27 protein-coding genes are annotated in these 24,811 nt (G+C 60.2%); 23 read left to right on the top strand and 4 right to left on the bottom strand.

All coding sequences use genetic code 11. The features are described 5' to 3' along the window. Positions 1 to 22 precede the first annotated feature (22 nt). Positions 23 to 814: a cytochrome C assembly family protein gene (locus AACW18_RS19100; protein WP_218389558.1), complete on the bottom strand. Its 792-nt coding sequence runs from the start codon at positions 812 to 814 to the stop codon at positions 23 to 25. A gap of 285 nt (positions 815 to 1,099) precedes the next feature. Here AACW18_RS19100 and ffh point away from each other — a divergent pair, with 285 nt between their 5' ends. From ffh to rplS, 5 genes are all read left to right on the top strand, one after another. Continuing rightward, on the top strand, positions 1,100 to 2,476 hold the full coding sequence (gene ffh, locus AACW18_RS19095; protein ID WP_218291184.1) for a signal recognition particle protein: 1,377 nt from the start codon (positions 1,100 to 1,102) through the stop codon (positions 2,474 to 2,476). A 179-nt stretch (positions 2,477 to 2,655) separates the two neighbouring features. Then, positions 2,656 to 2,904 (top strand): 30S ribosomal protein S16, encoded by a 249-nt coding sequence (rpsP, locus tag AACW18_RS19090; RefSeq protein ID WP_050717510.1) that lies wholly within the window; start codon positions 2,656 to 2,658, stop codon positions 2,902 to 2,904. A 24-nt stretch (positions 2,905 to 2,928) separates the two neighbouring features. Beyond that, entirely contained in the window at positions 2,929 to 3,450 is a 522-nt protein-coding gene (gene rimM / locus AACW18_RS19085; RefSeq protein ID WP_042652117.1) for a ribosome maturation factor RimM, read from the top strand. A gap of 34 nt (positions 3,451 to 3,484) precedes the next feature. After that, on the top strand, positions 3,485 to 4,234 hold the full coding sequence (trmD, locus tag AACW18_RS19080) for a tRNA (guanosine(37)-N1)-methyltransferase TrmD (protein WP_042652118.1): 750 nt from the start codon (positions 3,485 to 3,487) through the stop codon (positions 4,232 to 4,234). A 32-nt stretch (positions 4,235 to 4,266) separates the two neighbouring features. Next, the gene (rplS, locus tag AACW18_RS19075) at positions 4,267 to 4,614 is read left to right on the top strand and encodes a 50S ribosomal protein L19 (protein WP_005313505.1); all 348 of its coding nucleotides are present in this window, start codon (positions 4,267 to 4,269) and stop codon (positions 4,612 to 4,614) included. A gap of 96 nt (positions 4,615 to 4,710) precedes the next feature. On the opposite strand, the gene AACW18_RS19070 is transcribed toward rplS, so the two are convergent. Together AACW18_RS19070 and mutH are read right to left on the bottom strand one after the other, a co-directional pair. After that, positions 4,711 to 5,040, bottom strand: coding sequence for an isoamylase early set domain-containing protein (locus tag AACW18_RS19070; RefSeq protein WP_042652119.1), 330 nt, complete (start codon positions 5,038 to 5,040; stop codon positions 4,711 to 4,713). Positions 5,041 to 5,123: 83 nt separating this feature from the next. After that, on the bottom strand, positions 5,124 to 5,798 hold the full coding sequence (gene mutH, locus AACW18_RS19065; RefSeq protein ID WP_218291185.1) for a DNA mismatch repair endonuclease MutH: 675 nt from the start codon (positions 5,796 to 5,798) through the stop codon (positions 5,124 to 5,126). A gap of 733 nt (positions 5,799 to 6,531) precedes the next feature. Here mutH and rppH point away from each other — a divergent pair. The 8 genes from rppH to AACW18_RS19025 all read left to right on the top strand — a co-directional run bounded on the left by rppH (position 6,532) and on the right by AACW18_RS19025 (position 14,205). Continuing rightward, positions 6,532 to 7,059 (top strand): RNA pyrophosphohydrolase, encoded by a 528-nt coding sequence (rppH, locus tag AACW18_RS19060; protein ID WP_218291186.1) that lies wholly within the window; start codon positions 6,532 to 6,534, stop codon positions 7,057 to 7,059. Between the two features lie 13 nt (positions 7,060 to 7,072). Beyond that, positions 7,073 to 9,352, top strand: coding sequence for a phosphoenolpyruvate--protein phosphotransferase (ptsP, locus tag AACW18_RS19055; RefSeq protein WP_042652122.1), 2,280 nt, complete (start codon positions 7,073 to 7,075; stop codon positions 9,350 to 9,352). Positions 9,353 to 9,419: 67 nt separating this feature from the next. After that, a complete protein-coding gene (lgt, locus tag AACW18_RS19050) occupies positions 9,420 to 10,247 on the top strand; it encodes a prolipoprotein diacylglyceryl transferase (RefSeq protein WP_042652123.1) in 828 nt (275 codons plus the stop codon). Beyond that, positions 10,244 to 11,038 (top strand): thymidylate synthase, encoded by a 795-nt coding sequence (gene thyA / locus AACW18_RS19045; protein ID WP_042652124.1) that lies wholly within the window; start codon positions 10,244 to 10,246, stop codon positions 11,036 to 11,038. The genes lgt and thyA overlap by 4 nt, the downstream gene beginning before the upstream one ends. A 305-nt stretch (positions 11,039 to 11,343) precedes the next feature. Beyond that, positions 11,344 to 12,534: a Na+/H+ antiporter NhaA gene (gene nhaA / locus AACW18_RS19040; RefSeq protein ID WP_042652125.1), complete on the top strand. Its 1,191-nt coding sequence runs from the start codon at positions 11,344 to 11,346 to the stop codon at positions 12,532 to 12,534. Positions 12,535 to 12,554: 20 nt separating this feature from the next. Continuing rightward, positions 12,555 to 12,935: a hypothetical protein gene (locus AACW18_RS19035; protein ID WP_218389645.1), complete on the top strand. Its 381-nt coding sequence runs from the start codon at positions 12,555 to 12,557 to the stop codon at positions 12,933 to 12,935. Beyond that, positions 12,922 to 13,854 (top strand): transcriptional activator NhaR, encoded by a 933-nt coding sequence (gene nhaR / locus AACW18_RS19030; protein ID WP_218291187.1) that lies wholly within the window; start codon positions 12,922 to 12,924, stop codon positions 13,852 to 13,854. Before AACW18_RS19035 ends, nhaR begins: the two co-directional genes overlap by 14 nt. A 48-nt stretch (positions 13,855 to 13,902) precedes the next feature. Then, positions 13,903 to 14,205, top strand: coding sequence for an ArsR/SmtB family transcription factor (locus AACW18_RS19025; RefSeq protein ID WP_042652128.1), 303 nt, complete (start codon positions 13,903 to 13,905; stop codon positions 14,203 to 14,205). A 48-nt stretch (positions 14,206 to 14,253) separates the two neighbouring features. Here AACW18_RS19025 and rpsT read toward each other — a convergent pair whose 3' ends face one another. Beyond that, positions 14,254 to 14,517, bottom strand: coding sequence for a 30S ribosomal protein S20 (gene rpsT, locus AACW18_RS19020; RefSeq protein ID WP_005892298.1), 264 nt, complete (start codon positions 14,515 to 14,517; stop codon positions 14,254 to 14,256). Positions 14,518 to 14,708: 191 nt separating this feature from the next. Here rpsT and murJ point away from each other — a divergent pair, with 191 nt between their 5' ends. The 10 genes from murJ to AACW18_RS18970 all read left to right on the top strand — a co-directional run bounded on the left by murJ (position 14,709) and on the right by AACW18_RS18970 (position 24,799). Further along, on the top strand, positions 14,709 to 16,277 hold the full coding sequence (gene murJ / locus AACW18_RS19015; protein ID WP_218389557.1) for a murein biosynthesis integral membrane protein MurJ: 1,569 nt from the start codon (positions 14,709 to 14,711) through the stop codon (positions 16,275 to 16,277). A 140-nt stretch (positions 16,278 to 16,417) separates the two neighbouring features. Continuing rightward, positions 16,418 to 17,392, top strand: coding sequence for a bifunctional riboflavin kinase/FAD synthetase (gene ribF / locus AACW18_RS19010; RefSeq protein ID WP_218389644.1), 975 nt, complete (start codon positions 16,418 to 16,420; stop codon positions 17,390 to 17,392). Further along, positions 17,392 to 20,253: an isoleucine--tRNA ligase gene (ileS, locus tag AACW18_RS19005; protein ID WP_218389556.1), complete on the top strand. Its 2,862-nt coding sequence runs from the start codon at positions 17,392 to 17,394 to the stop codon at positions 20,251 to 20,253. Before ribF ends, ileS begins: the two co-directional genes overlap by 1 nt. Continuing rightward, positions 20,253 to 20,753: a signal peptidase II gene (gene lspA, locus AACW18_RS19000; RefSeq protein WP_042652132.1), complete on the top strand. Its 501-nt coding sequence runs from the start codon at positions 20,253 to 20,255 to the stop codon at positions 20,751 to 20,753. Before ileS ends, lspA begins: the two co-directional genes overlap by 1 nt. Further along, on the top strand, positions 20,750 to 21,202 hold the full coding sequence (fkpB, locus tag AACW18_RS18995; protein WP_042652133.1) for an FKBP-type peptidyl-prolyl cis-trans isomerase: 453 nt from the start codon (positions 20,750 to 20,752) through the stop codon (positions 21,200 to 21,202). The genes lspA and fkpB overlap by 4 nt, the downstream gene beginning before the upstream one ends. After that, the gene (ispH, locus tag AACW18_RS18990; RefSeq protein ID WP_218389555.1) at positions 21,202 to 22,137 is read left to right on the top strand and encodes a 4-hydroxy-3-methylbut-2-enyl diphosphate reductase; all 936 of its coding nucleotides are present in this window, start codon (positions 21,202 to 21,204) and stop codon (positions 22,135 to 22,137) included. The genes fkpB and ispH overlap by 1 nt, the downstream gene beginning before the upstream one ends. 196 nt (positions 22,138 to 22,333) lie before the next feature. Further along, the gene (locus AACW18_RS18985) at positions 22,334 to 22,834 is read left to right on the top strand and encodes a GspH/FimT family pseudopilin (RefSeq protein ID WP_218389554.1); all 501 of its coding nucleotides are present in this window, start codon (positions 22,334 to 22,336) and stop codon (positions 22,832 to 22,834) included. Further along, positions 22,825 to 23,244: a type IV pilus modification protein PilV gene (pilV, locus tag AACW18_RS18980; RefSeq protein ID WP_042652136.1), complete on the top strand. Its 420-nt coding sequence runs from the start codon at positions 22,825 to 22,827 to the stop codon at positions 23,242 to 23,244. Before AACW18_RS18985 ends, pilV begins: the two co-directional genes overlap by 10 nt. Then, on the top strand, positions 23,241 to 24,323 hold the full coding sequence (locus tag AACW18_RS18975) for a PilW family protein (RefSeq protein WP_339381594.1): 1,083 nt from the start codon (positions 23,241 to 23,243) through the stop codon (positions 24,321 to 24,323). Before pilV ends, AACW18_RS18975 begins: the two co-directional genes overlap by 4 nt. An 8-nt stretch (positions 24,324 to 24,331) precedes the next feature. After that, complete coding sequence (locus AACW18_RS18970) at positions 24,332 to 24,799, top strand: pilus assembly PilX family protein (protein WP_232018899.1); 468 nt, start codon at positions 24,332 to 24,334, stop codon at positions 24,797 to 24,799. The last annotated feature ends 12 nt before the right edge of the window (positions 24,800 to 24,811 follow it).

Raw genomic sequence — 24,811 nt, 5'->3', positions numbered from 1 at the left:
TGTGTGGGTGAGGGTTGAGCAATCAGCTCAGCAAGACTTCCTTGACGAAACGGCTGCCAAAGTAGGCCAGGGTCAGGATGATGCTGCCGATGAGGCTCAGGGTGATGACCTTGCGACCGCGCCAGCCACGGGTGTGGTGACCCCACAGCAGCAGCACATAGATGCACCAGGCCAGGATCGAGAGGACCGCCTTGTGGGACTTGCCCTGGGCGAACATGTCCTCCAGAAAGAACAGGCCGGAGGCGATGGAGAGCGTCAGCAGGAACAGGCCGGCCGAGATCAGCTGGAACAGCCGCTTCTCCACCGTCATCAGCGGGGGCATGGCGGGCAAATTACTAATTTTTCTGGATTTAAGCTGTCTGTCCAGGTAGGCGAGCTGCAGCGCAAACAGGCAGGCGATCATCAGCACCGAGTAGGCCATCAGGGCGAGCCCTATGTGCAGCAGCAGCTGGGGGTGAGCCTCCAGGTGGGTGATGTAGCGACCGGGAATGAGGGCGCTGGCGGCGAGCAGCAAGGCCGAGAAGCTGTAGACCACGGGCAGCAGGATCCAGCCGTTGAAGCGGCGGGTGACGCAGGTCATGAAGCAGCTGATGATGAGGCTGACCAGGGAGGCGACGTTCAACATGCTGAGATTCTGGCCGGAGTGAGTGGCCAGCACTTCGCTTCCCACCGCGATGCCATGGGCGGTCAGGGCCAGGCCAACACAGGCGAACAGCGACACTTGCCCGACGGGCTTGGCACTGAGCAGCAGGTGCAGCGAGGCGATGATGGCCAGCAGGTAAAACGCCAGGGCCAGAACAGAGATCACGATCATAACCAGGTCGTTGTTAAGCAAGCTTTATGGATAAGAGGGGCAGTATACCTTGCACAAGATATGCTCGCCAGTTGTGCCAGGGGCTAACTGCCCATATATAAGTAGCAGGTGGTCACCCCGTGCGGCGAATAATCGTCCTCTGGCGTTGACTGGGGTATAATGTCCCCCATTTATTTCACCTGTTCATTCGATGGCAGCTAGCCACCGCAAGCGGTGAGTAATCGTCCTCATAGTGCTGACTGGGGTATAATGCCTCATTTGTTACGCCAAGAACCGGAATGCGTCATGTTTGAGAATTTGACTGAACGACTCTCGCGCACCCTGCGCAATGTCAGTGGCCGTGGTCGGCTGACCGAAGAGAACATCAAGGATACCTTGCGTGAAGTGCGCATGGCGCTGCTCGAGGCGGACGTCGCCCTGCCGGTCGTGCGTGACTTCGTGGCGCGAGTCAAGGAGCGGGCCGTCGGCCAGGAAGTGGCCAAGTCCCTGAGCCCGGGCCAGGCGTTCATCAAGATAGTGCATGGCGAGCTGGTCTCCGTCATGGGCGAGGCGAACGAGCAGCTCAACCTGGCCGCCCAGCCGCCGGCCATCATACTGATGGCGGGTCTGCAGGGTGCCGGTAAGACCACGACAGTGGCCAAGCTGGCCAAGTTGCTGAAAGAGCGCCACAAGAAGAAGGTGCTGGTGGTCAGTGCCGACGTCTATCGCCCGGCGGCAATCAAGCAGCTCGAGACCCTGGCCAGCGACATCGCGGTCGACTTCTTCCCCAGCGACGTGACCCAGAAGCCGGTGGCGATCGCCACCGCCGCCATCGATCAGGCGCGCAAGAAGTTCTATGACGTGGTGATCGTCGATACCGCCGGTCGTCTGCACGTCGACAGCGAGATGATGGCGGAGATCCAGGATCTGCACGCCACCATCAAGCCGGTCGAGACCCTGTTCGTGGTCGACGCCATGACCGGTCAGGATGCGGCCAACACCGCCAAGGCCTTCAACGAGGCGCTGCCGCTCACCGGTGTCATCCTCACCAAGGCGGACGGTGACGCTCGTGGTGGTGCGGCCCTGTCCGTGCGCCACATCACCGGCAAGCCGGTCAAGTTCATCGGGATGGGCGAGAAGACCGAGGCGCTGGAGCCGTTCCACCCGGACCGACTCGCGTCCCGCATCCTCGGCATGGGCGATGTGCTGTCGCTGATCGAAGAAGTGGAGCGCACCGTCGACAAGGAGAAAGCCGCCAAGCTGGCCGACAAGGTCAAGAGTGGCAAGGGCTTCGACCTGGAAGATTTCCGTGAGCAGTTGGCCCAGATGCGCAACATGGGCGGCATGATGGGCATGCTCGACAAGTTGCCCGGCATGTCCGGCCTGCCAGATAACGTGAAAGATCAAATGGATGACAAGCTCACCGTGCGGATGGAGGCCATCATCAGCTCCATGACGCCCAAGGAGCGTGCCCATCCCGATCTGATCAAGGGCTCCCGCAAGCGCCGCATCGCCGCGGGCTCCGGCATGCAGGTGCAGGACGTGAACAAGCTGCTCAAGCAGTTCACCGAGATGCAGCGCATGATGAAGAAGATGTCCGGCAAGGGCGGCATGCGCAAGATGATGGGCCAGATGAAGAACATGCTGCCGCCCGGATTCGGAGGGGGCCGCGGCCCGTTCTGATTTTTCTGCCCACCGGCAAGAAAGGCTCACCGGGGTGAGCCTTTTTCATGAGAATCCCTGTGCAAAAAATGGCTGGCTTGGTTGCAATTATTACGAATCCAAGTAGAATTACGCGGCTTATTTTAAGCTAGGGTCCGCGTATTTGCGGGCCTTGTTCATTAGATGTTTATGAGGACGATATGGTAACCATTCGTTTACAACGTGGTGGCGCGAAAAAGCGTCCGTTTTACCAGGTAGTAGTTTCCGACAGCCGTTGCGCCCGTGATGGTCGTTTCATCGAGCGTGTTGGTTTCTTCAACCCGGTTGCTACCGGCAACGCTGAAAAGCTGAAGCTGGACCTGGCTCGTATCGAGCATTGGGTTGCTACTGGTGCCGCTGTTTCTGACCGCGTTGCCAAGCTGATCAAAGACGCTGCCAAAGCTGCTTAATCAGCCAAACGGTAAGGAGTTAAGGTGGAAAAACCTATAGTTCTGGGCACCCTGGGTACCGTATACGGCATCAAGGGTTGGCTTAAAGTGAACTCCTTCACCGATGTTGCCGAAGCGATTTTCGATTACAACCCCTGGCTGATCAATCAGAACGGGGTATGGAGTGAGCTCAAGGTTTCGGCCTGGAAGCGTCACAACAAGGGTCTGATTTGCAAGATCGATGGTATCGATCTGCGTGAAGATGCCCTGGCATTGACCAATGTCGAGATTGGCGTCCCCGCCGATCTGTTGCCTGCGTTGCCTGAAGGTGAGTTCTACTGGCGTGACCTGATTGGTTGCTCGGTATCGACCACCAAGGGATACGACCTGGGCAAGGTGACCGAATTGATGGAAACCGGCTCCAACGATGTGTTGGTGGTTGAGGCCAATGTAAAAGATGCCTTCGGTGCGAAGGAGCGGTTGATTCCGTTCCTGGAAGAGCAGGTGATCAAGAATATTGATCTGACTGCTCGCACAATCGAAGTTGATTGGGATCCTGGTTTCTAGTTTCCCGCGCTAACACGGGTGCCGGAGGTTTCTTATGTGGATTGGGGTGATTAGCCTCTTCCCGGAAATGTTCCGAGCCATTACCGAGCACGGGGTAACGGGTCGGGCCGTCAAGAGTGGCCTGCTGCAGATTGAGTGCTGGAACCCTCGGGATTTCACCCACGACAAACACCGTACGGTCGATGATCGTCCTTATGGTGGTGGGCCTGGAATGCTGATGATGGTGCAGCCGCTGCGTGATGCAATTCATGCGGCCAAGCAAGCGGCGGGAGACGGGGCGAAAGTCATCTATCTCTCTCCTCAGGGACGCAAGCTGACTCAAGCGGGCGTAACCGAGTTGGCGACGAGTCAGAAACTGATTCTGGTCGCCGGTCGATACGAAGGTATCGATGAACGCGTGATCCAAACCGAAGTCGACGAAGAGTGGTCTATCGGTGATTACGTGTTAAGTGGTGGCGAGTTGCCTGCCATGACCCTGATCGATGCGGTTTCGCGTCTGGTCCCCGGGGTCTTGGGTGATCAGGCCAGTGCCGAGCAGGACTCCTTTACGGATGGCCTGCTGGATCATCCCCACTACACTCGGCCGGAGTTGTTGGATGGATTGGCGGTGCCCGAGGCGCTGACAAGCGGCAATCACGAAGTGATTCGACGCTGGCGTCTCAAGCAGTCGCTCGGACGAACCTGGCAGAGAAGGCCGGAACTTATTAACAACCTAGCTCTGACTGACGAGCAAGAATCACTTCTTGCCGAGTATGTCCGCGAAGTGCGTGACAGCGTTAAGTAGAGTTTTCAGTTTATCCTAGGTAAGGAAAGACAATGAGCAAGATTATTCAGCAGCTTGAACAAGAGCAACTGCGTACCGACATCCCGGCATTTGCCCAGGGCGACACCGTACGTGTTCAAGTTCGTGTTAAAGAAGGTGGTAAAGAGCGTCTGCAGGCTTTCGAAGGCATCGTCATTGCCAAGCGTAACCGCGGTCTGCACTCTGCTTTCACCGTTCGCAAGATTTCCAACGGCGAAGGTGTTGAGCGTGTATTCCAGACTCACTCTCCGCTGATCCACAGTGTAGAACTGAAGCGTCGTGGTGATGTTCGCCGCGCCAAACTGTACTACCTGCGCAACCTGTCCGGCAAAGCTGCTCGTATCAAAGAGAAGCTCAACTAATTCGATTCGAATTGGTGTCGAAATATCGACAGGTAGTGAAAAGGCTCGCCAATGGCGAGCCTTTTTTGTATCCGGTGCCGGGCGTACCGGCGCGACTCAGCCTGGCTGGCTGACTCGGATCACCGAGTTGTCCCGTCCGAAGGGGCCGGGCACATAGTCATCGGCCGCCCAGTCATTGTCGTAGTGGCTCTCCCCATCCGGCTGCACCAGCTGGTAACAGTACTCGAAGTGGCTGGGACCATCGGTGGGCAGGTTGAGGGTTGCCCTGAATTCCCCACTCTTCATCCGTTTAAGTTCAATGGGTTGCCACTGGCTGAACTCCCCCAGCAGCAAGACCTGTTCGGCCTCGCCCGCGGCCTCTTTTTCCACTGCAAAGGTCACCTTGACCTCGGGACGCGACTTGAGAAACTGCTTGTTTATCGGCATGAAGCCTCCTTGTCATTAGCTGCGAAGAAAGTGTGTCTGGTTATTTTTATACCACTTTATGACAAGGATGTTTATAAGCGAGATCAAAGGGGCAGGGCGAAGTGGCGCCGCAGCAGCTGATGGGTGAAATCGATCTTGAGGTAGAAGCCTCGCGGCAGGGTCTGGATCGGCTGGCCGTTGCGGCCGATGGCGCGGGTCAGCGCCTTGCTGTTGGCCGCCTTGGGGCGCAGCTGCATGACCTGGCCGTGGCGGGCGCTGATCTGCTCCACTTCCCCCAGCACTATCATGTCCATCAGCTCCTCCCAATCCTGACGCAGCAGCCGATCTTCTTCCTCGCTCGGGCTCCACAGCAGCGGCATGCCGACCCGGCGTTCGCCGACGGGAATGTCGCGGCTACCCTCCACCGGGATCCAGAGCACCCGCGACAGCTTGTTGCGCACGTTCGATTCTTCCCAGCGCTGGCCGCTGATCCCGATGAGCGGTGCGACGCAGACGAAGGTGGTCTCCAGCGGTTTACCCTGAGGATCGACCGGGATCGTCTTGAGCTCTATGCCCAGATCCGGGAAGTCCTGCTCCGGCCTGCTGCCCGCACTGGCCCCCAGCTGCCATTCGATCAACTGGCCGATCCAGCCCTTGTCCCGCCTCAGATCGTGCGGCACCGGGATCCCGGCGGCCGCGGCGAGCTGGGCCAGGGTGAGGCCCGCCATGGCGTAGGCGCGAGCCAGCAATTCCTGCTCTGACTGGGGATTGGCGGGCATGGAGGACTCCTGTTAGAGGGGATGAGTCTAGCAAGTCTGATCCTCGCGGAGGATCGCTGTTTTTATAACCGATCCTTGCCCGGCTGTGCACAGGGTGGGCAAGATTGTGGATCATCATCTATGGCAATGATTTTAAAGGAATTTGACTTCTTTCTCCAGTCGTCGCGAGCGCAGGATCCCGGTTGCAATAAGTTGTCCAAGGGTTTGGCCTGGCTGTTGCACATAGTTATCCACAGAAATCTTGGATAACTGGCATAAAGTGGTGATGAAGGGTCAGCTATCAGAAATAAATGTGAGAGTGCACCGATTTTTCTCGCCATATCGGTGCAGATAATGCGCCATCCTTGTGGATAAACTAGCCTTGGTGGATCTTTGAGCAGTCGAACTTGTTCACAATTGACAGCCAGGATCCTCGGTGGCAAAAGACATGGATCTTGATCCAGCACTAAAATATTAACTGTATGTATTTAAATGAATATTCTGTTTTTTAACGAATCGGGTATGATACGGCATGACTGGATGTCTTAGTATAAAACTACTGTATATACCCGCTTGATCACAGGCTTATGCACAGTCTGGGTGGGCAACTCGCAGAGCTTGATCTTCAGATTTGTTTATAACTTGGCTTGAAATGCCAAGTTATTCATGAGTGGCTGACTGCAGTCCCTGTTTGCTGCCACGGAGTGAATGTGGAACAATCTCTTTATAGATTCAGCCTTTATAAGGTGATCACGTGATAGATGGTGACGGATTTCGTCCCAATGTCGGGATCGTGATCTGTAACCGTGACGGACAAGTATTGTGGGCTAAGCGCTATGGGCAGCACTCCTGGCAGTTTCCGCAGGGGGGAGTTGATGATGGTGAAACGCCGGAACAGGCCATGTATCGTGAGCTATACGAGGAGATAGGCCTCAGGCAAGACGATGTGACCATACTGGCGACCAGTCGCAACTGGCTGAAGTACCGCTTACCCAAACGACTCGTTCGCTGGGACAGTTCACCGGTCTGTATTGGCCAAAAGCAGAAATGGTTTTTGTTGCAGCTCGATCCGGGCAAAGAGTCCAGGATCCAATTCGGCTGTCATGGTCACCCGGAATTTGATGATTGGCGTTGGGTCAGCTTCTGGTACCCGGTCCGTCAGGTCGTCTCCTTCAAGCGGGAAGTCTACCGCCGGGTGATGAAGGAGTTTGCCCCGCTGGCCATGCCGGTACCCGTGGTGCAAGTTAATCGAAAGGATGGGCGGCGCAACCGCTCTCGCTAAGGAGCACAGCTAGTTGCTGACGGAACTCAGACGCATCGTCGAAAGCATGGCCGAGGCCAACACCCTCGAGCAGGCCTTGCAGGCATTGGTGAGCCAGACCCGGCTCGCCATGACGGTGGACTGCTGCTCCGTCTACGTCGCCGAGCCGGACATGCGCCGTTATCGTCTGGCGGCGACCGATGGTCTGGCCGAGTCGGCGGTGGGCAAGGCCACGCTGCCGTTCGAGCAGGGCATCGTCGGCCTGGTGGGTCAGCGGGAAGAGCTGATCAACCTGGCCGATGCCCCTTCCCACCCCAGTTTCAAGTTCCTGCCCGATGTCGCCGAAGAGGCGTTTCGCTCCTTCCTCGGCGCCCCCATCATGCATCAGCGCCAGGTGGTGGGCATCCTGGTGGTACAACAGAAAGAGAGCCGGCTGTTCGATGAGGGGGAAGAGTCCTTCATGGTCACGCTGGCGGCGCAGCTGGCGGCCCGCATCGCCCAGGCCCAGGCCAAGGGCTGGTTGCAGAAGACCGACTGGAGCAAGCCGCTGCGCGGCATCGCCGGGGCCAGTGGCATCGCCATCGCCAAGGCCTGGGTGTGGCGCCCGCGCAAGGCGCTCAACAGCATCACCCCGCGCAAGGACGAGGAGCACGGCAAGCAGCTGGCGCGCCTCGAGCTCGCGGTGGAGGAGGTGCGCCACGATCTGGAGAGCCTGGCGCTGCGTTTTCGCGAGAGCTACAGCCAGGATTCGGTCGCCATCTTCGACATCTATCTGCACCTGCTCAACGATCCCGGTTACATCAAGCCGATCCGCAACAAGGTCAGCAAGGAACACTGGACCGCGATCTCCGCGGTCAAGCTCATCAGCGATCGGCTGATAGAGCAGTTCAAGGGGATGAAGGATCCCTACCTGCGGGAGCGCTCCACCGATGTGAAGGACATAGCCCAGCGGCTCATCAGCCGCCTGGTGCAGGATGAGCCTGAGCAGCTCACCATAGGGGAGCCGGTGGTGCTGGTCGCCGACGAGGTGACCGCCACCATACTCGCCGAGATCCCGCGCGAATTCTTGAGCGGTGTGGTCTCGCTGAAGGGGGGGACCAACTCCCATGCCGCCATCCTGGCCCGCGCCATGGGGGTCGCGGCCATCATGGGGGTGGATCTGCCGCTCGGCGACATCGGCGGTCGTACCCTGGTGGTCGACGGCTATAGCGGCGATCTCTTCATCGAACCCAATCAGGTGATCCTGACCGAGTACCGGCAGCTGCTCAATGAGGAGCGGGCGCTGGATACCCTGGTGCGCACCGTGGATCATCAGCCGTCCGAGACCGCAGACGGTACGCCGGTATCGCTGCTGCTCAACGCGGGCCTCAGCGCCGACACCGAGATCTCCCTCAATCATCTGGCGGACGGGGTGGGGCTCTATCGCACCGAGATCCCCTTCATGCTGCAGGACAGCTTCCCCTCCGAATGGGAGCAGACTGCGCGCTATCGCGGCATCCTGGAAACCTATCGCGATCGTCCGGTGTGCATGCGCACCCTGGATGTGGGCGGCGACAAGCAATTACCTTATTTCCCCATCGTCGAGGAGAATCCCTTCCTCGGCTGGCGGGGGATCCGGCTCACCCTGGATCATCCCGAGCTGTTCCTGGTCCAGCTCAAGGCCATGCTGCGCGCCAGCGAAGGGCTGGACAATCTGGCCATCATGCTGCCGATGATCAGCAGCGTTGGCGAGATCCGGGCCTCCCGCCGGCTGCTGGATCAGGCCTGGCGCGAGGTGTCGGAAGAGGCCGCCAGCCGCGATGCCGTGATCCGCTACCCCAGCCTCGGGGTGATGATAGAGGTGCCCTCCGCCCTCTATATCCTGCCGGAGATGGCGCCCCTCATCGACTTCTGGTCGGTGGGCAGCAATGACCTGACCCAGTATCTGCTGGCGGTGGATCGCAACAATGCCAGGGTCGCCAGCATCTATGATGCCTTCCATCCGGCGGTGATCCGCGCCCTGCAACTGCTGGTCGATGCCTCCCACCGTTACCAGAAGCCGGTCTCGGTGTGCGGCGAGCTGGCCGGGGATCCGGTCGGCGTGCTGCTGCTGCTGGCCATGGGCTACCGCCGCTTCAGCATGAATACCCACAACATTTCCCGCATCAAGTACGTGCTGCGCCAATCCAATCTCGGCGAGCTGAAGGCCCTGATGGCCGATGGCCTCAAGCACGACAATCCCCATGTGCTGCGCGGCCTGTTTGCCCGCTATCTGGAAGAGCACGGCCTCGGCGGTTTGCTGCGCGCGGGCCACAAGGCCAAGCTGCCCGATTGATATTCAGTCTTGTTCCTGCTGACGAATGATCGGAGAATGCGGCTTTTCTTATGACTGGGGCCGCACTATGCAGCACGATGGATATTGGGTTTTCTCGCAGATTGATCCCGTAGCATTCAGTTTGGGACCACTATCGGTACGCTGGTATGGTCTCATGTACCTGTTTGGCTTCGCCTTTGCCATGTGGCTGGCGGGCCGTCGCGCCGATGCGCCAAACAGCGGCTGGACCCGCAACGAGGTCTCTGATCTGCTGTTCTACGGCTTCCTCGGGGTGATCCTGGGTGGCCGGGTCGGTTACGTGCTGTTCTACAACTTCGACCTCTTCCTGGCAGACCCCCTCTATCTGTTCAAGATCTGGACCGGCGGCATGTCGTTCCACGGTGGCCTGATCGGGGTCATCACCGCCATGATCTGGTTTGCCCACAAGACCAAGCGCCACTTCTTCACCGTGGCGGACTTCGTGGCGCCACTGATCCCGTTCGGGCTGGGGGTGGGTCGCATTGGCAACTTCATGAACGGCGAGCTGTGGGGCCGGATCACCGACGTGCCCTGGGCCATCATCTTCCCGGAAGCCGGCCCGGAGCCGCGGCATCCCTCCCAGCTCTACCAGTTCGCCCTGGAAGGGGTGGTGCTGTTCATTATCCTCAACCTGTTCTGGCGCAAGAACCCACCCCGTGGCGCCATCTCTGGCATGTTCCTGCTGTGCTACGGTCTGTTCCGCTTCCTGGTGGAATTCGTGCGCCAGCCGGACAGCCAGCTCGGTCTCTACTTCCAGGAGATCAGCATGGGCCAGATCCTCTCTACCCCGATGATCATCATCGGCGCCCTGATGATCTGGGTCGCCTACAAGCGGCCGCAGCTGTTCGGTAACGGGGCAAAGGAGGCTAAACAATGAGGGCTTATCTCGACCTGATGCAGAAGATCCTGGATGAGGGCACGGTCAAGTCCGACCGTACCGGCACCGGCACCGTCTCCCTGTTCGGTCACCAGATGCGCTTCAATCTGGCCGACGGCTTCCCGCTGGTCACCACCAAGAAGTGCCACCTGCGCTCCATCATTCACGAGCTGCTCTGGTTCCTCAATGGCGACACCAACACCGCCTATCTGAAGGAACACGGGGTCAGCATCTGGGATGAGTGGGCCGACGAGCACGGCGATCTGGGCCCGGTCTATGGCGCCCAGTGGCGTTCCTGGCCGGCGGCCGATGGCAGCGTCATCGACCAGATCCAGCGAGCGGTGGATGACATCAAGCACAATCCGGATTCGCGCCGCATCATCGTCTCGGCCTGGAACGTGGGTGAGCTGGACAAGATGGCGCTGGCACCCTGCCACGCCTTCTTCCAGTTCTACGTGGCGGACGGCAAGCTCTCCTGCCAGCTCTACCAGCGGAGCTGTGACGTCTTCCTCGGGTTGCCGTTCAACATCGCCAGCTATGCCCTGCTGACCCACATGATGGCCCAGCAGTGCGATCTGGCGGTGGGGGACTTCGTCTGGACCGGTGGCGACGTGCACCTCTACTCCAACCACATGGAGCAGACCGCGCTGCAGCTCTCCCGCGAGCCGCGCCCCTTGCCGCAGCTGGTGATCAAACGCAAGCCGGACTCCATCTTCGACTACCAGTTCGAGGATTTCGAGATCCAGGGCTACGATCCCCATCCCGGCATCAAGGCGCCCGTCGCCATCTGATCCTGGGTCTCGCGTCGGTGGCGGGCTATTCCCTGAGTAGGCGCGCCATCCGACATCGAGACAGGGTTCGACCGCATCTGTTCGAAAGGCGTCTTAGGGCGCCTTTTTTACGCACCCAATAAAATATTTATGCATTTTAATGAATGACGGAATGGCTGGGAAAAGGCATGTGAAAACATGCTTATAGCAGATGGCTTTATTTTTGCCTTCGGTTTTTCCGTTGTTAATGGCAGTTAGAAACGATTTTTCATTGACTCACTTCGGCCCTAGACTGAAAAAAATGCAATGTTGTGGACAGTTAGACCATGAGTGACGTATTCAAAAGATTTCTCAAACTGGAGTCGGCCTCCGGAATAATTCTGATCCTGGCGGCCCTGCTGGCCATTGGCCTGGCCAACTCGGCCTTCGCCGAGCACTACCAGGCCTTCCTCAATACCCCGGTGCAGGTGCGCATCGCCGCCCTCGACATCGACAAGCCGCTGTTGCTCTGGATCAACGATGGCTTCATGGCGATCTTCTTCCTGCTGGTCGGGCTGGAGGTCAAGCGTGAGATGCTGGAGGGGGCGCTGTCGTCCCGGGTGCAGGCGACCTTCCCGGCCATCGCCGCGGTGGGTGGCATGCTGGCCCCTGCGCTCATCTACGCCTTCTTCAACTACGAAGACGAGGTGACCCGAGCCGGTTGGGCCATCCCGGCCGCGACCGACATCGCCTTCGCCCTCGGGGTGATGGCGTTGCTGGGCAAGCGGGTGCCGACCAGCCTCAAGGTGTTCCTGCTGGCGCTGGCCATCATGGACGACCTGGGGGTCATCATCATCATCGCGCTCTTCTATACCCAGCAGTTGTCGCTGACCGCACTGGTGGTTGGCGTCCTGGCGACTCTCACCCTGCTGTGGATGAACCGCCGTGGTGAAGACAGGATCGGCCTCTACATGCTGGTCGGTCTGGTGCTCTGGGTGGCGGTGCTCAAGTCCGGCGTCCATGCGACCCTGGCCGGGGTGGTGGTGGGCTTCATGATCCCGCTCAACGGCAAGCGTTATGCCTCGCCGCTCAAGCATCTGGAGCACTCGCTGCATCCCTGGAGCGCCTACCTGATCCTGCCGCTGTTTGCCTTCGCCAACGCCGGGGTCTCCCTCGATGGGATAGGCATGTCGGCCCTGCTGAGCCCGGTGCCCCTTGGCATCATGCTGGGGCTGTTCGTCGGCAAGCCGCTCGGGGTGTTCACCATCAGCTGGCTGGCGGTGAAACTCGGCATCGCCCAGCTGCCGAACGGGGTCAACTTCAAGCAGATCTTCGCGGTCAGCATCCTATGCGGCATCGGCTTCACCATGTCGATGTTCATCGCATCGCTGGCATTCGAGCACGGCGGATTGGATTACGGCAGCTACTCACGCCTCGGGATCCTGGTGGGATCCACCCTGGCGGCCGTGGTCGGTTATCTCGCCCTGCGGATATCGCTGCCCAACCGGGAGGCGGATCAAAGCACGGAGGGGTTATGAGAAGACTAGGATGGTTGGTGATGCTGGCTAGCCCGGCGCTCTGGGCTAGCAGCCTGGCGGATTGCCAGCAGGATGCGGCATCCAGCAGTTGTTCCGCCTATCTCAATGGGGTGGTCGACAGCGCCGTCATGCTGGGTGACCAGCAGGCCAGGGCCCAGTTCGGCGAGACCTTCTCCGAGCGGGCCCTGAGCAGCCGGGCCGGGGAGCGGGTGAAGAAGTCCCACAAGCGCTACTGCGGGGAGCGGACACCGGACAAGGCGCAGCTCAAACTCCGGTTGCAGACGCAGTTCGCCGCAAACAAGGTTGACTCGATCAGCGACATGTATGACATTCTGGCGGCTGAACTCAGCTGCTACCGGAGCCCGCCAGCCGCGGGAACCCCAACGGATGTCACACCTTAATTACAACCACCTCTACTATTTTTGGATGACTCAGAAGAAGGGCTCCGTCACCCAGGCGGCGGAGGCCCTCTTCCTCACCCCCCAGACCGTCACCGGTCAGATCAAGCTGCTGGAGCAGCGTCTGGGCGGCAAGCTGCTGATGCGCAAGGGGCGCTCCCTCGAAGCCACCGAGCTCGGTCAACTGGTGTTCCGCTACGCCGACAAGATGTTCAGCCTCTCCTACGAGATGCTGGATATCGTCAATTATCGCAAGGAGAGCCAGATCCTGTTCGACGTCGGCATCGCCGATGCGCTCTCCAAACGTCTCGCCAGCCGGGTGCTGCTCTCGGTCATCCCCAACGATGGCTCCATCCACCTGCGTTGCTTCGAATCGACCCACGAGCTGCTGCTCGAGCAACTGAGCGAGCACAAGCTCGACATGATCCTGTCAGACTGCCCGGTGGACTCCAGCCAGCATGCGGGCCTGCTCTCCAAGCGGCTCGGCGGTTGCGGTGTCAGCTTCTTCTGCAAGGCGCCGTTGCCCGAGAAACCCTTTCCCGCCTGTCTGGAGGAGCGCAAGCTGCTCATCCCCGGTCGTCGCACCGCCATGGGACGCCAGCTGACCCAGTGGTTCGAGCAGCAGGGCATCTCTCCCAGCATCCTGGGGGAGTTCGACGACGCGGCGCTGATGAAGGCATTCGGCTTCTTCAATCAGGGCATCTTCATGGCGCCGACCATTTATCGGGAGGAGATCCTGGAGGGGGAGGAGGTGATGCTACTGGGGGAGACCCAGGATCTGATGGAGGAGTATTACGTCATCTTCGCCGAGCGGATGATCCAGCATCCGGCGGTGAAGCGGGTGTGCGAGAGCGACTTCTCCTTCCTGTTTGCCGGCCAGGAGGATTTCGCGACGATCCAGCCGGCGACCCTGTCGTTTTAAATGGAAGGGGCAGGGGGTATGATCTCTGCCTCGCATGAGGGGGATGAGATGCAACTGGAAGAGATGGCGGCGAATGCCGGGCGTGCGGTGGCGCTGCTCAAGGCGCTGGCCAATGAACGACGGCTGTTTATCCTGTGTCAGTTGCTGGAGCGGGAGTTGTCGGTGGGGGAGCTCAACGAGCGGCTCGGTCTGAGTCAGTCGGCCCTGTCACAACATCTGGCGTTGCTGCGGCGGGATGAGCTGGTGGCGACGCGAAAAGAGGCCAAGACGGTCTACTATTCGCTGCGCAGCCATGAGGTGCGTGAGTTGATAGGCTTGCTGCACCGGCTTTACTGCAGCGCAGATAAATAAAAAACCGGCACTAGGCCGGTTTTTTGAGCTTTATTCAGCCGGAGCTGATTAAGCCATAGCTTTGATCTGGGCAGACAGGCGGCTCTTGTGACGAGCAGCTTTGTTCTTGTGGATCAGGCCTTTGGTAGCCATGCGATCCATGATCGGCTGAGCGGTAGCGAAAGCAGCAACGGCAGCAGCTTTGTCGCCAGAAGCGATTGCAGCAATTACTTTCTTCAGATAGGTACGGGTCATGGAACGACGGCTGGCGTTGTGTTGACGACGTTTCTCTGATTGAATCGCGCGCTTCTTAGCAGATTTGATATTAGCCAAGGTAAAACTCCTAAAACTGTCTTAGCGAGTGTATTGAAAAGGCCCGGAAATATGCCTTCTCAACCACATATTGTCAAATGATTTGTGCAAATAAACACCGCCCCCCGGTGGTGTGTCAGTTGGGAGGCGGTTAAACTGTCGGCCGATTCTAGCAGCATTCTTTCCATTCTGACAGTTCCAGAGGCCTCGTCTTGAGTAAGAAATTGATCAAATCTGGCATGATAGTGTCCGCAATGACGCTGGTGTCCCGTGTGATGGGCTTGGTGCGCGATGTGGTTATCGCCAATCTGCTCGGCGCCGGGGTGGCCGCAGACGTCTTCTTCTTTGCCAACCGCATTCCCAACTTCCTGCGTCGACTGTTCGCCGAGGGGGCCTTCAACCAAGCGTTCGTGCCGGTGATGACCGAGTACAAGAAAAATGGCGACGAGCAGGCGGTGCGCGATCTGCTGGCCGCGGTGGCGGGCACGCTCGGCGGCATCGTCACCATAGTCACCCTGCTCGGTGTGCTGGGCTCGGGCGTGCTGACGGCCCTGTTTGGCTGGGGCTGGTTCTGGGACTGGCTGCACGGCGGCCCGGCGGCCGAGAAGTTCGAACTGGCCAGCCTGATGCTGAAGATAACCTTCCCCTATCTCTGGTTCATCACCTTCACCGCCATGGCGGGAGCCATCCTCAACACCTTCGGCCGTTTCGCCGTTTCCTCCTTCACGCCGGTGTTCCTCAACCTCACCATGATTGCGGCGGCCTGGTGGATTGCCCCGCTGCTGGAGCGGCCCGAGATCGCGCTGGCGATCGGGGTCTTCCTCGGCGGCCTGGTGCAGTTCCTGTTCCAGTATCCCTTCCTGCGTCAGATCAACATGCTGGTGTGGCCCAAGTGGGGTTGGCACCATCCCGGGGTGGTCAAGATCCGTACCCTGATGATCCCGGCGTTGTTCGGCGTCTCGGTCAGCCAGATCAACTTGCTGATCAACACCATGCTCGCCTCCTTCCTGGCGACCGGCGCCATCAGCTACCTCTATTACTCGGATCGGCTGCTGGAGTTTCCCCTCGGCCTGTTTGCGGTGGCCATCAGCACCGTGATCCTGCCGGCACTGGCCAAGAAGCACGTGGATGCGGAGTCGGCCGATTTCTCCCGCACCATGGACTGGGGGGTGCGGATGGTGATGCTGCTCGGCCTGCCCGCCATGGTGGGGATCGCCGTGCTGCGTGAGCCCATACTGCGGGTGCTGTTCATGCGTGGCGAGTTCGGTCTGCACGAGGTCAGCATGTCCAGCTCCAGCCTGTTGGCCTCCACCACTGGGCTGCTCTCCCTGATGCTGATCAAGGTGCTGGCGCCGGGCTACTACGCCCGCCAGGACACCAAGACCCCGGTGCGGATCGGGGTGATGTCCATGATTGCCAACATGGTGTGCAACCTCATCTTCATCTTCCCGCTCGGTTATGTGGGGCTGGCGCTGTCGACGGCCTGCTCCGGCACCCTGAACGCGGCCCTGCTGTTCAAGGGGCTCTATCAGCAGAATGTCTACCGGCCATCCCGCCATACCGGGGTGTTCTGTCTCAAGCTACTGGTGGCGACCCTGGCGATGGGGGGGATGCTTGGCTATCTGTCACCGGATCTCGCCCAATGGGGCGCCTGGAGCATGGGCAAGGCCAGCCTGGAGCTGACCCTGCTGCTCTGCATGGGGGGCGGTCTGTACGGGATCATCTTGCTGGCGCTCGGCATTCGACCGAGGCACCTGAAATCGGGTCAGCAACAGGAGTGATCCTGCTGCACGCCATGGGATCGCCCCGATGGCGTTCGGGATCCGGGCCAGATAACTGAAATCGGGCCATGAGGGCTGACCCTGCCTGCTGCCTGATATATAATCCGCCGATTTCCATGGCAGCAACGCACAAGGCACTGATGGAGCTTATTCGCGGCATTCACAATATCCAGCCCCGTCATCGGGGCTGCGTATTGACCATAGGCAACTTCGATGGGGTTCATCAGGGGCACCATGCGGTGCTGGCTCGGCTGCAGGAAAAAGCCGCCCAACTCGGTCTGCCCGCTTGCGTCATGCTGTTCGAGCCACAGCCGCTTGAGCTGTTTGCCGGCAATGCCGCACCGGCCCGCCTCAGCCGCTGGCGAGAGAAGTATGAAGCCCTCAAGGGCATGCAGATCGATCGCATGCTCTGCGTCCGCTTCACCCACCGCTTCGCCGAACAGGCGGCCAGCACCTTCATCGAGCAACTGCTGGTGGAGAAGCTCGGTGTGCACTACCTGGTGGTGGGGGACGATTTTCGCTTCGGCAAGGGGCGGGAGGGGGACTTCCAGCTGCTGGAGGCGGCGGGGCGGCGTTTCGGTTTCGAGGTGATCAGCACCCAGAGTTTCCAGATCGAACGCCAGCGGATCAGCAGCACCCTGGTGCGCGAGGCGTTGAAAGCGGGCCGGATGGCGGAGGTGGAGCTGATGCTTGGCCGCCCCTACGCCATCAGTGGCCGGGTGGCCCACGGCGACAAGCTGGGACGCACCATAGGTTTTCCTACCGCCAATCTCGCGCTCAAACGGCAGGTGATCCCGGTCGGTGGCGTGTTCGCGGTGGAAGTGTTATGTTCCGGCAAGACCTTCCCCGGTGTTGCCAATGTGGGAGTACGGCCGACCTTGAGCGGTACGCAAGCCAGATTGGAAGTACATCTATTTGATTTTTCTGGTGATCTATATGGTCAGCAGGTCAAGGTGCTGCTTCGCCACAAGCTGCGCGAAGAGCAGAAATTTGCCTCTTTCACCGCCTTGAAAGAGCAGATCGAACGAGATGCCCTGGCGGCCCGAGCCTGGTTCGGGCTGCCACCATTCAATTTACCCAGCACTCTTTTAGAAAAGAAGGGAACCCAGGACTGATGAGCGACTATAAACACACCCTGAATCTGCCGGAAACCGAGTTTCCGATGCGTGGCGATCTGGCCAAACGCGAACCCAACATGCTGAAACGTTGGTACGATCAGGACCTTTACGGCGCCATTCGCCGCGCCAAAGCGGGCCAGCCTTCTTTCATTCTGCACGACGGTCCTCCCTATGCGAATGGCAGCATTCACATCGGTCACTCGGTCAACAAGATCCTCAAAGACATCATCATCAAGTCCAAGGGCCTCTCTGGTTTCGATTCCCCCTATGTGCCGGGCTGGGATTGTCATGGTCTGCCCATCGAGCTTAAGGTCGAGGGGCTCGTCGGCAAGCCTGGTGTGAAGGTGTCTGCCGCCGAATTCCGCGCCGAGTGCCGCAAATATGCCAAGACCCAGATAGAAGCGCAGAAGACCGACTTCATCCGTCTGGGGGTGCTGGGTGACTGGGACAAGCCTTACCTGACCATGGACTTCGGCACAGAGGCGAACATCATTCGCTCCATGGCCAAGATCGTCGAGAACGGCCACCTGCACAAGGGCTCCAAGCCGGTGCACTGGTGTACTGACTGTGGCTCCGCCCTGGCCGAGGCCGAGGTGGAGTACTACGACAAGAACTCCCCCTCCATCGACGTGCGCTTCAAGGCCGTCGACGAGGCTGCGGTTGCCGCCAAGTTTGATTGCGCCGAGGGTCACACCGGCCGCGGCCCACTCTCCGTGGTGATCTGGACCACCACGCCCTGGACCCTGCCGGCCAACCGTGCCGTCGCCCTGAACGCGGATCTGGACTACGCCCTGGTGCAGGTCGACGGGGATCATCCCGAGCGCCTGATCCTGGCCGCCGATCTGGTCAAGGACGTGATGGACCGTGCCGGCTTCGATCAGTTCCACAACCTGGGCTATGCCAAGGGTGCTGCGCTCGATCTGCTGCGCTTCCACCACCCCTTCTACAGCTTCGATGTGCCCATCGTCCTGGGTGAGCACGTCACCCTGGATGCCGGTACCGGCGCGGTGCACACCGCCCCTGGCCACGGCCAGGAAGACTTCGTGGTCGGCCAGAAATACGGCCTGGAAGTGGCTAACCCGGTGGGCAGCAACGGCGTTTACCTGCCGGATACCGAGCTGTTCGCCGGCCAGCACGTATTCAAGGCCAATGCCTCCGTCGTCGAGGTGTTGACCGAGCGTGGTGCCCTGCTGCACCACAAGGTGTTCAACCACTCCTATCCTCATTGCTGGCGTCACAAGACCCCCATCATCTTCCGTGCCACCCCGCAGTGGTTCATCAGCATGGAGCAGAAGGGGCTGCGCAAGCAGGCTCTTGCCGAGATCGAGCGTATCGAGACCGATGGCATCGCCCAGCACGGCCAGAGCGGCTGGGTGCCGGCCTGGGGCAAGAACCGCATCCAGGCCATGGTCGAGAACCGTCCTGACTGGTGTATCTCCCGTCAGCGCACCTGGGGTGTGCCCATCTCCCTGTTCGTTCACAAGGAGACTCAGCAGCTGCACCCGGAATCCGTGCGCCTGATGCACGAAGTCGCCAAGCGGGTCGAGCAGTCTGGCATCCAGGCCTGGTGGGATCTGGACAAGGCCGAGCTGCTTGGCAGCGACGCCGACCTGTACGACAAGGTGCCCGATACCCTGGATGTCTGGTTCGACTCAGGTTCTACCCACTCCTCAGTGGTGGATGCGCGCCCCGAGTTCAACGGCAAGTCGGCTGACATGTATCTGGAAGGCTCCGACCAGCACCGTGGCTGGTTCATGTCCTCCCTGATGATCGGCGTGGCCATGAAGAACAAGGCCCCCTACAACCAGGTGCTGACCCACGGCTTCACCGTCGATGGGCAGGGCCGCAAGATGTCCAAGTCCATCGGTAACGTGGTCAGCCCGCAGGACGTGATGAACAAGCTCGGCGCCGATATCCTGCGTCTGTGGGTTGCCAGCACCGACTACACCGGCGAGATGACCGTCTCCGACGAGATCCTCAAGCGCTCCGCCGACGCCTATCGTCGCATCCGCAACACCGCCCGCTTCCTGCTGGCTAACCTGAACGGCTTCAATCCGGCGACCGACATGGTGGCACCCGCTGACATGGTGGTGGTGGATCGTTGGGCCGTGGGTCGTGCCAAGGCGGTACAGGCCGAGATCGTGACCGCGTTCGACGAGTACAACTTCCACGGTGTGACCCAGAAGCTGATGCAGTTCTGCTCCATCGAGATGGGCTCCTTCTACCTGGACGTGATCAAGGACCGTCAGTACACCGCTAAGGCCGACAGCCTGGCCCGTCGTTCCTGCCAGACCGCGCTCTATCACATCGTCGAGGCCATGGTGCGCTGGATGGCGCCGATCATGAGCTTCACCGCCGACGAGATCTGGGCTCTGCTGCCGGGCGAGCGCGGCGAGTTCGTGTTCACTGAGGAGTGGTATGACGGCCTGTTCGGGCTGGATGCCGGCGAGCAGATGGGCGATGCCTTCTGGGCCGAGATCCTGACCGTGCGGGGTGAGGTCAACAAGGCGCTGGAAGCGGCCCGTGGCGAGAAGCGCATCGGCGGCTCTCTGCAGGCCGAGCTGACCCTGTTCGCCAAACCGGCACTGGCGACCCGCCTGAACGCCTTGGCCGATGAGCTGCGCTTCGTGCTGCTCACCTCCAAGGCCAAGGTGGTGGTCGCTGATGCTGCGCCCGAAGGCTCCGTCGCCACCGAGCGCGACGATCTGTGGCTGAGCGTGGCTCAGTCTGCCGCCGCCAAGTGTGATCGTTGCTGGCACCATGTGGAAGACGTGGGTACCATCGCCGGTCACGAAGAGATCTGTGGCCGCTGCGTCACCAACGTTGAGGGTGACGGCGAAACGCGTCAATTTGCCTGATGAACATGACACATAACAAGAGCGGCCTGCGTTGGCTGTGGCTGGCGGTGCTGGCATTCGTACTGGACCAGGCGAGCAAGCTCGCCGTGGTCAAGCTGCTGCCGTTTGGCTACCCGGGGGTGGAGATCACCCCCTTCTTTAACTTGGTGCACGTCTACAACAAGGGGGCGGCGTTCAGCTTCCTGGCCGATCAGGGGGGCTGGCAGCGCTGGTTCTTCGCGGTGCTGGCGTTCGCCATCTGCGGTCTGCTGATCCATTGGCTGCGCAAGCAGTCGGTGACCCAGCGCTGGAGCGGCATCGCCTACTCCCTGATCATCGGCGGCGCGCTCGGCAACGTGTTCGATCGGCTGGTACTGGGCCACGTGGTCGATTTCCTCGACTTCTACTGGCAGCGCTCCCATTGGCCGGCGTTCAACCTGGCCGACAGCTTCATCTTCATCGGCGCCGCCATGATAGTGCTGGAAGGCTTCCGCTCCGAGAAGCAGAAGGAGGCGGCATGAGCCAGCTGATTACTGCTGACAGCAGCGTGCTGTTCCACTTTTCCATCAAGCTGGAAGATGGCTCTGTGGCCGACAGCACGGCGTTGCACGGCAAGCCGGCCCGTCTGCGGATGGGTGACGGCAGCCTGACGGATAGCTTCGAGCAGTGCCTGCTGGGGCTGCAACAGGGGGAGGCCAAGAGCTTCACCCTGAGCCCGGAACAGGCCTTCGGCCTCTCCAACCCGGACAACATCTACCATCTTGACCGTGCCAAGTTCGGTGCCGATGTGGAGCCCAAGATCGGTACCATCATCGTCTTCGACCAGCCCAATGGTAGCGAGCTGCCCGGCATCATCCGGGCGGTGGAAGGCATGTCGGTGACGGTCGATTTCAACCATCCCCTGGCCGGCCATACCGTCACCTTCGAGGTGGAGATCCTGGCCGTCGATGACGAGGAGAAGGTGCACTGATGGATATTCTGCTCGCCAACCCACGTGGTTTTTGTGCCGGTGTCGACCGTGCCATCAGCATCGTCGAGAGTGCGCTGGAGAAGTTTGGTGCCCCCATCTATGTGCGCCATGAGGTGGTACATAACCGCTATGTGGTGAACAAGCTCAAGGAGGCGGGCGCGGTGTTCGTCGAAGAGCTCGACGAGGTGCCGGACGACAGCATCGTCATCTTCTCCGCCCACGGCGTCGCCAAGGTGGTGCGCGAGATGGCCAAGTCCCGTGCCCTCAAGGTGTTCGATGCGACCTGTCCGCTGGTGACCAAGGTGCATATGGAAGTCCATCGCGCCAGCCGCAAGGGGTCGGAGGCGGTGCTCATCGGCCACGCCGGCCATCCCGAGGTGATCGGCACCATGGGCCAGTATGAGAACCGCGAGGGGGGCATGTACCTAGTGGAGACACCGGAGGATGTGGCCAAGCTCAAGGTGAAGAATCCGGACGATCTCTGTTTCGTCACCCAGACTACCCTCAGCGTGGACGAAACCTCGGACGTCATCGACGCCCTGCGCAAGCACTTCCCCAAGATCCAGGGGCCGCGCAAGGACGACATCTGCTACGCCACCCAGAACCGCCAGGACGCGGTGCGGGAGATGGCGGGGCTGGTGGATGCCATGCTGGTGGTCGGTTCGCGCAACTCCTCCAACTCCAACCGCCTGCGGGAGCTGGCCGAGAAGGTGGGGGCTCGCGCCTACCTGATCGACGATGCCTCCATGATCGAAACCGGCTGGCTGGAAGGGGTCGAACGGATTGGCGTGACGGCGGGTGCCTCGGCACCCGAGGTGCTGGTACAGAATGTCATCACCCGCCTGCGTGAGCTGGGCGGCAAGATAGTGGCCGAACACCCGGGTCGCGAGGAGAACGTGGTATTCGAAGTGCCACCCGAGTTGCGTATCCTCTGATTGAGATGCCGGCCCTGTGCCGGCATTTTTGTGATCAACATCCCATTCCTCGTATATAAAAGCAGCATAACTTCTCGTTTGAACCCGGAGTTGCGATTACCAACACCGACAACTCTGATTAGACTGTCTCTATCTCACCAACACCGCCCCAACCATGGATGGGACTGAAGGAGGGTTTGGCACGGTGCACAACAGGATGTTTGCGCCTCTCGGCTTCACGCTCATCGAGCTGATGGTCACCATTGCACTCTTGTCTATCCTGCTGACGCTGGGAGTCCCTTCCTTTAACTCCTTGATCAGGAACATGAGCCTGACGACGCAGGCGAATCAGTTCGTGGCTTCCGTGCAACTGGCGCGCAGCGAGGCGGTTCGGCGCAATCGCAATGTGTTGCTGTCGGCTCAGGCTGGCAACGCGGCCTTGCATTGGGAGAGGGGATGGCAGGTGTGGAGTGACAACAATGGCAATGGCAGCCTGGATGGTGGCGAGCTGATCCGCCAGTTCGGCTCGTTCGACGATAACATCCTGGTCAGTGACACGGCAGTGTTGCGGTTCACCAGCAATGGTTTTCTCGACGGTCGCTCCCCTCAGGGGCATCTTTTCAGTCTCGGGCCATCTTCCTGCGCAGGAGGGGGAGCGCGGGACATCAGCGTCAGCGGGACCGGCCATCCGTCGGTTGAGGAGGCCACATGTCTGTGATGCGCGTGACCGGTTTTTCCCTGCTCGAAGTGATGATCTCCGTGCTGGTGCTGTCGGTCGGTATTCTCGGCATGGCAACGCTCCAGTTACAGGCGCTCAAGAGTAACCAGTCGGCGCTGAGCAGCACCGAGGCCACCCAGTACAGCAACCTGATCGGTGATCTGATGCGGGCCAATCGCAGCGCAGCCCTGGCCGGCCAGTACGATATTGCACTGGGAGAGCGGGCTTCGGGCGCGACGGCGGCCGTGGCGGACCTTCAATACTGGAAGCTGACGCTCGCATCCTTGCCGCAGGGAGATGGGGCCGTGGTGGTCAGTCAGGGGCGAGCCACCATCACGGTGCAGTGGCAGGGGGGGCGTCAGGCGGGCGAGCCTGTCCAGCGTTCACTGATCGTGAGGACCGAGCTGTGAATGCCGCCTCGAGACGGCATCAGGCCGGGGTGGGCCTGGTTGAACTGATGATTGCGCTGCTGCTTTCCCTGTTCACCATTGGGGTCATCATTCAGGTATTACTTGGCAATCACCGTACCTTCCTGATCACCGAGGCGGTCGCCCGGGTGCAGGAGGAGAGCCGCTTTGCCCTCAATCTGTTGCAAAAAGAGCTGCGTCAGACCGGCTACCTGGGTTGCATCAGCAAGCAAGGCGTCACCATCACCAGCACCCTGAGCGCGACTACGACCCCTTACGACTTTCGCATCCGTGTTCGCGGCTACGACAACCTGGGTAGCACACTGCCCACCGCGATCTCCGGATTGTTTGGCGCGACTGAGCCCAGGCCGCGCAGTGGCAGCGACGTGTTGCTGATCCAGAGCCCGGTCGGCAATGGCGTGCCCGTGGTGCGTAACAACAACGCCGCCCAGTTGTTTGCCCAGCTGTTGTCGACCAAGGCCGACTACTGTGCGCCCAACAGGCCCGCCTACAGCGACTTCTGTGAGGGAGATATCGTCATGGTGTCCGATTGCCAGAAGGCGAGGGTCTTCCAGATCACCAATGTGCAGGCTGCGGGGGGGGAGCTCAACATCACCCACTCCAACAGCGGCAGTTATATGCCGGGCAACGCGGTGAGCTCCTGGGGGGGAAACGGCGCGCCTGCCGAGGAGCGGTTCGGTCCGGGTTCACTGATCCATCGCATGGAGACGCGCCTCTACTACATCGCCCGTCCCGCCGCCGACAGGCCCTGGACACTCTATCGTAAGAGCGGCAGCGCTGCCGGCACACCCGTGGTGGACGGGATCGCCGACCTGCAACTCACCTTTGGTGAGGATCGCAACCGGGATCGGGCCGCCGACACCTATGTGGCGGCGGGCGCCGTGACCAACTGGGACAATGTGCTGAGTGTCGGCATCGCCCTGCTGCTACGCAGCACTCAGGGAGGAGTGCTGTCCTCGCCCCAATCGGTCAGTTTCGCCGGTGGTACCTTCCAGAGTGCGGACAGTCACTGGTACTGGGCCACCGAAACCACGGTGGCGCTGCGTAATCGGGTCCCCTAGGAGGCATGATGCAGCAGAAAGGAATGGCACTGATCCTGAGCCTCATCTTCCTGACGGTGGTGAGCATGCTGGCGATGGCGGCCATGCGTGGCGGCCTGCTGCAGGAGAAGATGGCGGGGAATTATCGGGAAAGTCTACAGGCGTTTCAGGCCGCCGAGGCGGCGCTACGGGGAGCGGAGCGCTATATCGAAGGCGGTACAGCAGGCCCCTTCAACAACAGCAGCGGGCTCTATGAGCTAGTGGATTCGGCCGTGGATCCGCTGGCATCGACTACCTCGTGGCGTAGCCACAATACCGGCGGCCAGGGACAATCCCCCGGGTATTTCATCGAGCGATTGCCCTATACCCAGGGGGCAAGTGAGAACTTGGCTGCGGACGAACCCCAGAGTGAGCGTCGCCTCTATCGCATCACGGCCAGAGGATATGGCCTCTCGAACGAGAGTGTTGTGCTGTTGCAGTCAACTTACAGTCGCTAGGAGGGGAGCCAG

This window comes from Aeromonas sp. sia0103, from assembly GCF_963895295.1.
GTDB lineage: Bacteria > Pseudomonadota > Gammaproteobacteria > Enterobacterales > Aeromonadaceae > Aeromonas > Aeromonas encheleia.
The sequence above is the reverse complement of the archived record's forward strand: the minus strand, read 5'-3'. Positions and strand labels throughout refer to the sequence as shown.

Excerpts from the sequence above, each read along its gene's own strand:
- AACW18_RS19035 (WP_218389645.1), top strand. The coding sequence starts at position 12,555 with ATGCTGGCTAGCCCGGCGCTCTGGGCTAGCAGCCTGGCGGATTGCCAG.
- pilV (WP_042652136.1), top strand. The coding sequence starts at position 22,825 with ATGTCTGTGATGCGCGTGACCGGTTTTTCCCTGCTCGAAGTGATGATC.
- AACW18_RS19100 (WP_218389558.1), bottom strand. The coding sequence starts at position 814 with ATGATCGTGATCTCTGTTCTGGCCCTGGCGTTTTACCTGCTGGCCATC.
- AACW18_RS19070 (WP_042652119.1), bottom strand. The coding sequence starts at position 5,040 with ATGCCGATAAACAAGCAGTTTCTCAAGTCGCGTCCCGAGGTCAAGGTG.
- lspA (WP_042652132.1), top strand. The coding sequence starts at position 20,253 with ATGAACATGACACATAACAAGAGCGGCCTGCGTTGGCTGTGGCTGGCG.
- ffh (WP_218291184.1), top strand. The coding sequence starts at position 1,100 with ATGTTTGAGAATTTGACTGAACGACTCTCGCGCACCCTGCGCAATGTC.
- nhaA (WP_042652125.1), top strand. The coding sequence starts at position 11,344 with ATGAGTGACGTATTCAAAAGATTTCTCAAACTGGAGTCGGCCTCCGGA.
- trmD (WP_042652118.1), top strand. The coding sequence starts at position 3,485 with ATGTGGATTGGGGTGATTAGCCTCTTCCCGGAAATGTTCCGAGCCATT.
- AACW18_RS18970 (WP_232018899.1), top strand. The coding sequence starts at position 24,332 with ATGCAGCAGAAAGGAATGGCACTGATCCTGAGCCTCATCTTCCTGACG.
- thyA (WP_042652124.1), top strand. The coding sequence starts at position 10,244 with ATGAGGGCTTATCTCGACCTGATGCAGAAGATCCTGGATGAGGGCACG.
- AACW18_RS19025 (WP_042652128.1), top strand. The coding sequence starts at position 13,903 with ATGCAACTGGAAGAGATGGCGGCGAATGCCGGGCGTGCGGTGGCGCTG.
- fkpB (WP_042652133.1), top strand. The coding sequence starts at position 20,750 with ATGAGCCAGCTGATTACTGCTGACAGCAGCGTGCTGTTCCACTTTTCC.
- lgt (WP_042652123.1), top strand. The coding sequence starts at position 9,420 with ATGCAGCACGATGGATATTGGGTTTTCTCGCAGATTGATCCCGTAGCA.
- ispH (WP_218389555.1), top strand. The coding sequence starts at position 21,202 with ATGGATATTCTGCTCGCCAACCCACGTGGTTTTTGTGCCGGTGTCGAC.
- mutH (WP_218291185.1), bottom strand. The coding sequence starts at position 5,798 with ATGCCCGCCAATCCCCAGTCAGAGCAGGAATTGCTGGCTCGCGCCTAC.
- ribF (WP_218389644.1), top strand. The coding sequence starts at position 16,418 with ATGGAGCTTATTCGCGGCATTCACAATATCCAGCCCCGTCATCGGGGC.
- ileS (WP_218389556.1), top strand. The coding sequence starts at position 17,392 with ATGAGCGACTATAAACACACCCTGAATCTGCCGGAAACCGAGTTTCCG.
- rplS (WP_005313505.1), top strand. The coding sequence starts at position 4,267 with ATGAGCAAGATTATTCAGCAGCTTGAACAAGAGCAACTGCGTACCGAC.
- rpsP (WP_050717510.1), top strand. The coding sequence starts at position 2,656 with ATGGTAACCATTCGTTTACAACGTGGTGGCGCGAAAAAGCGTCCGTTT.
- nhaR (WP_218291187.1), top strand. The coding sequence starts at position 12,922 with ATGTCACACCTTAATTACAACCACCTCTACTATTTTTGGATGACTCAG.
- AACW18_RS18985 (WP_218389554.1), top strand. The coding sequence starts at position 22,334 with ATGTTTGCGCCTCTCGGCTTCACGCTCATCGAGCTGATGGTCACCATT.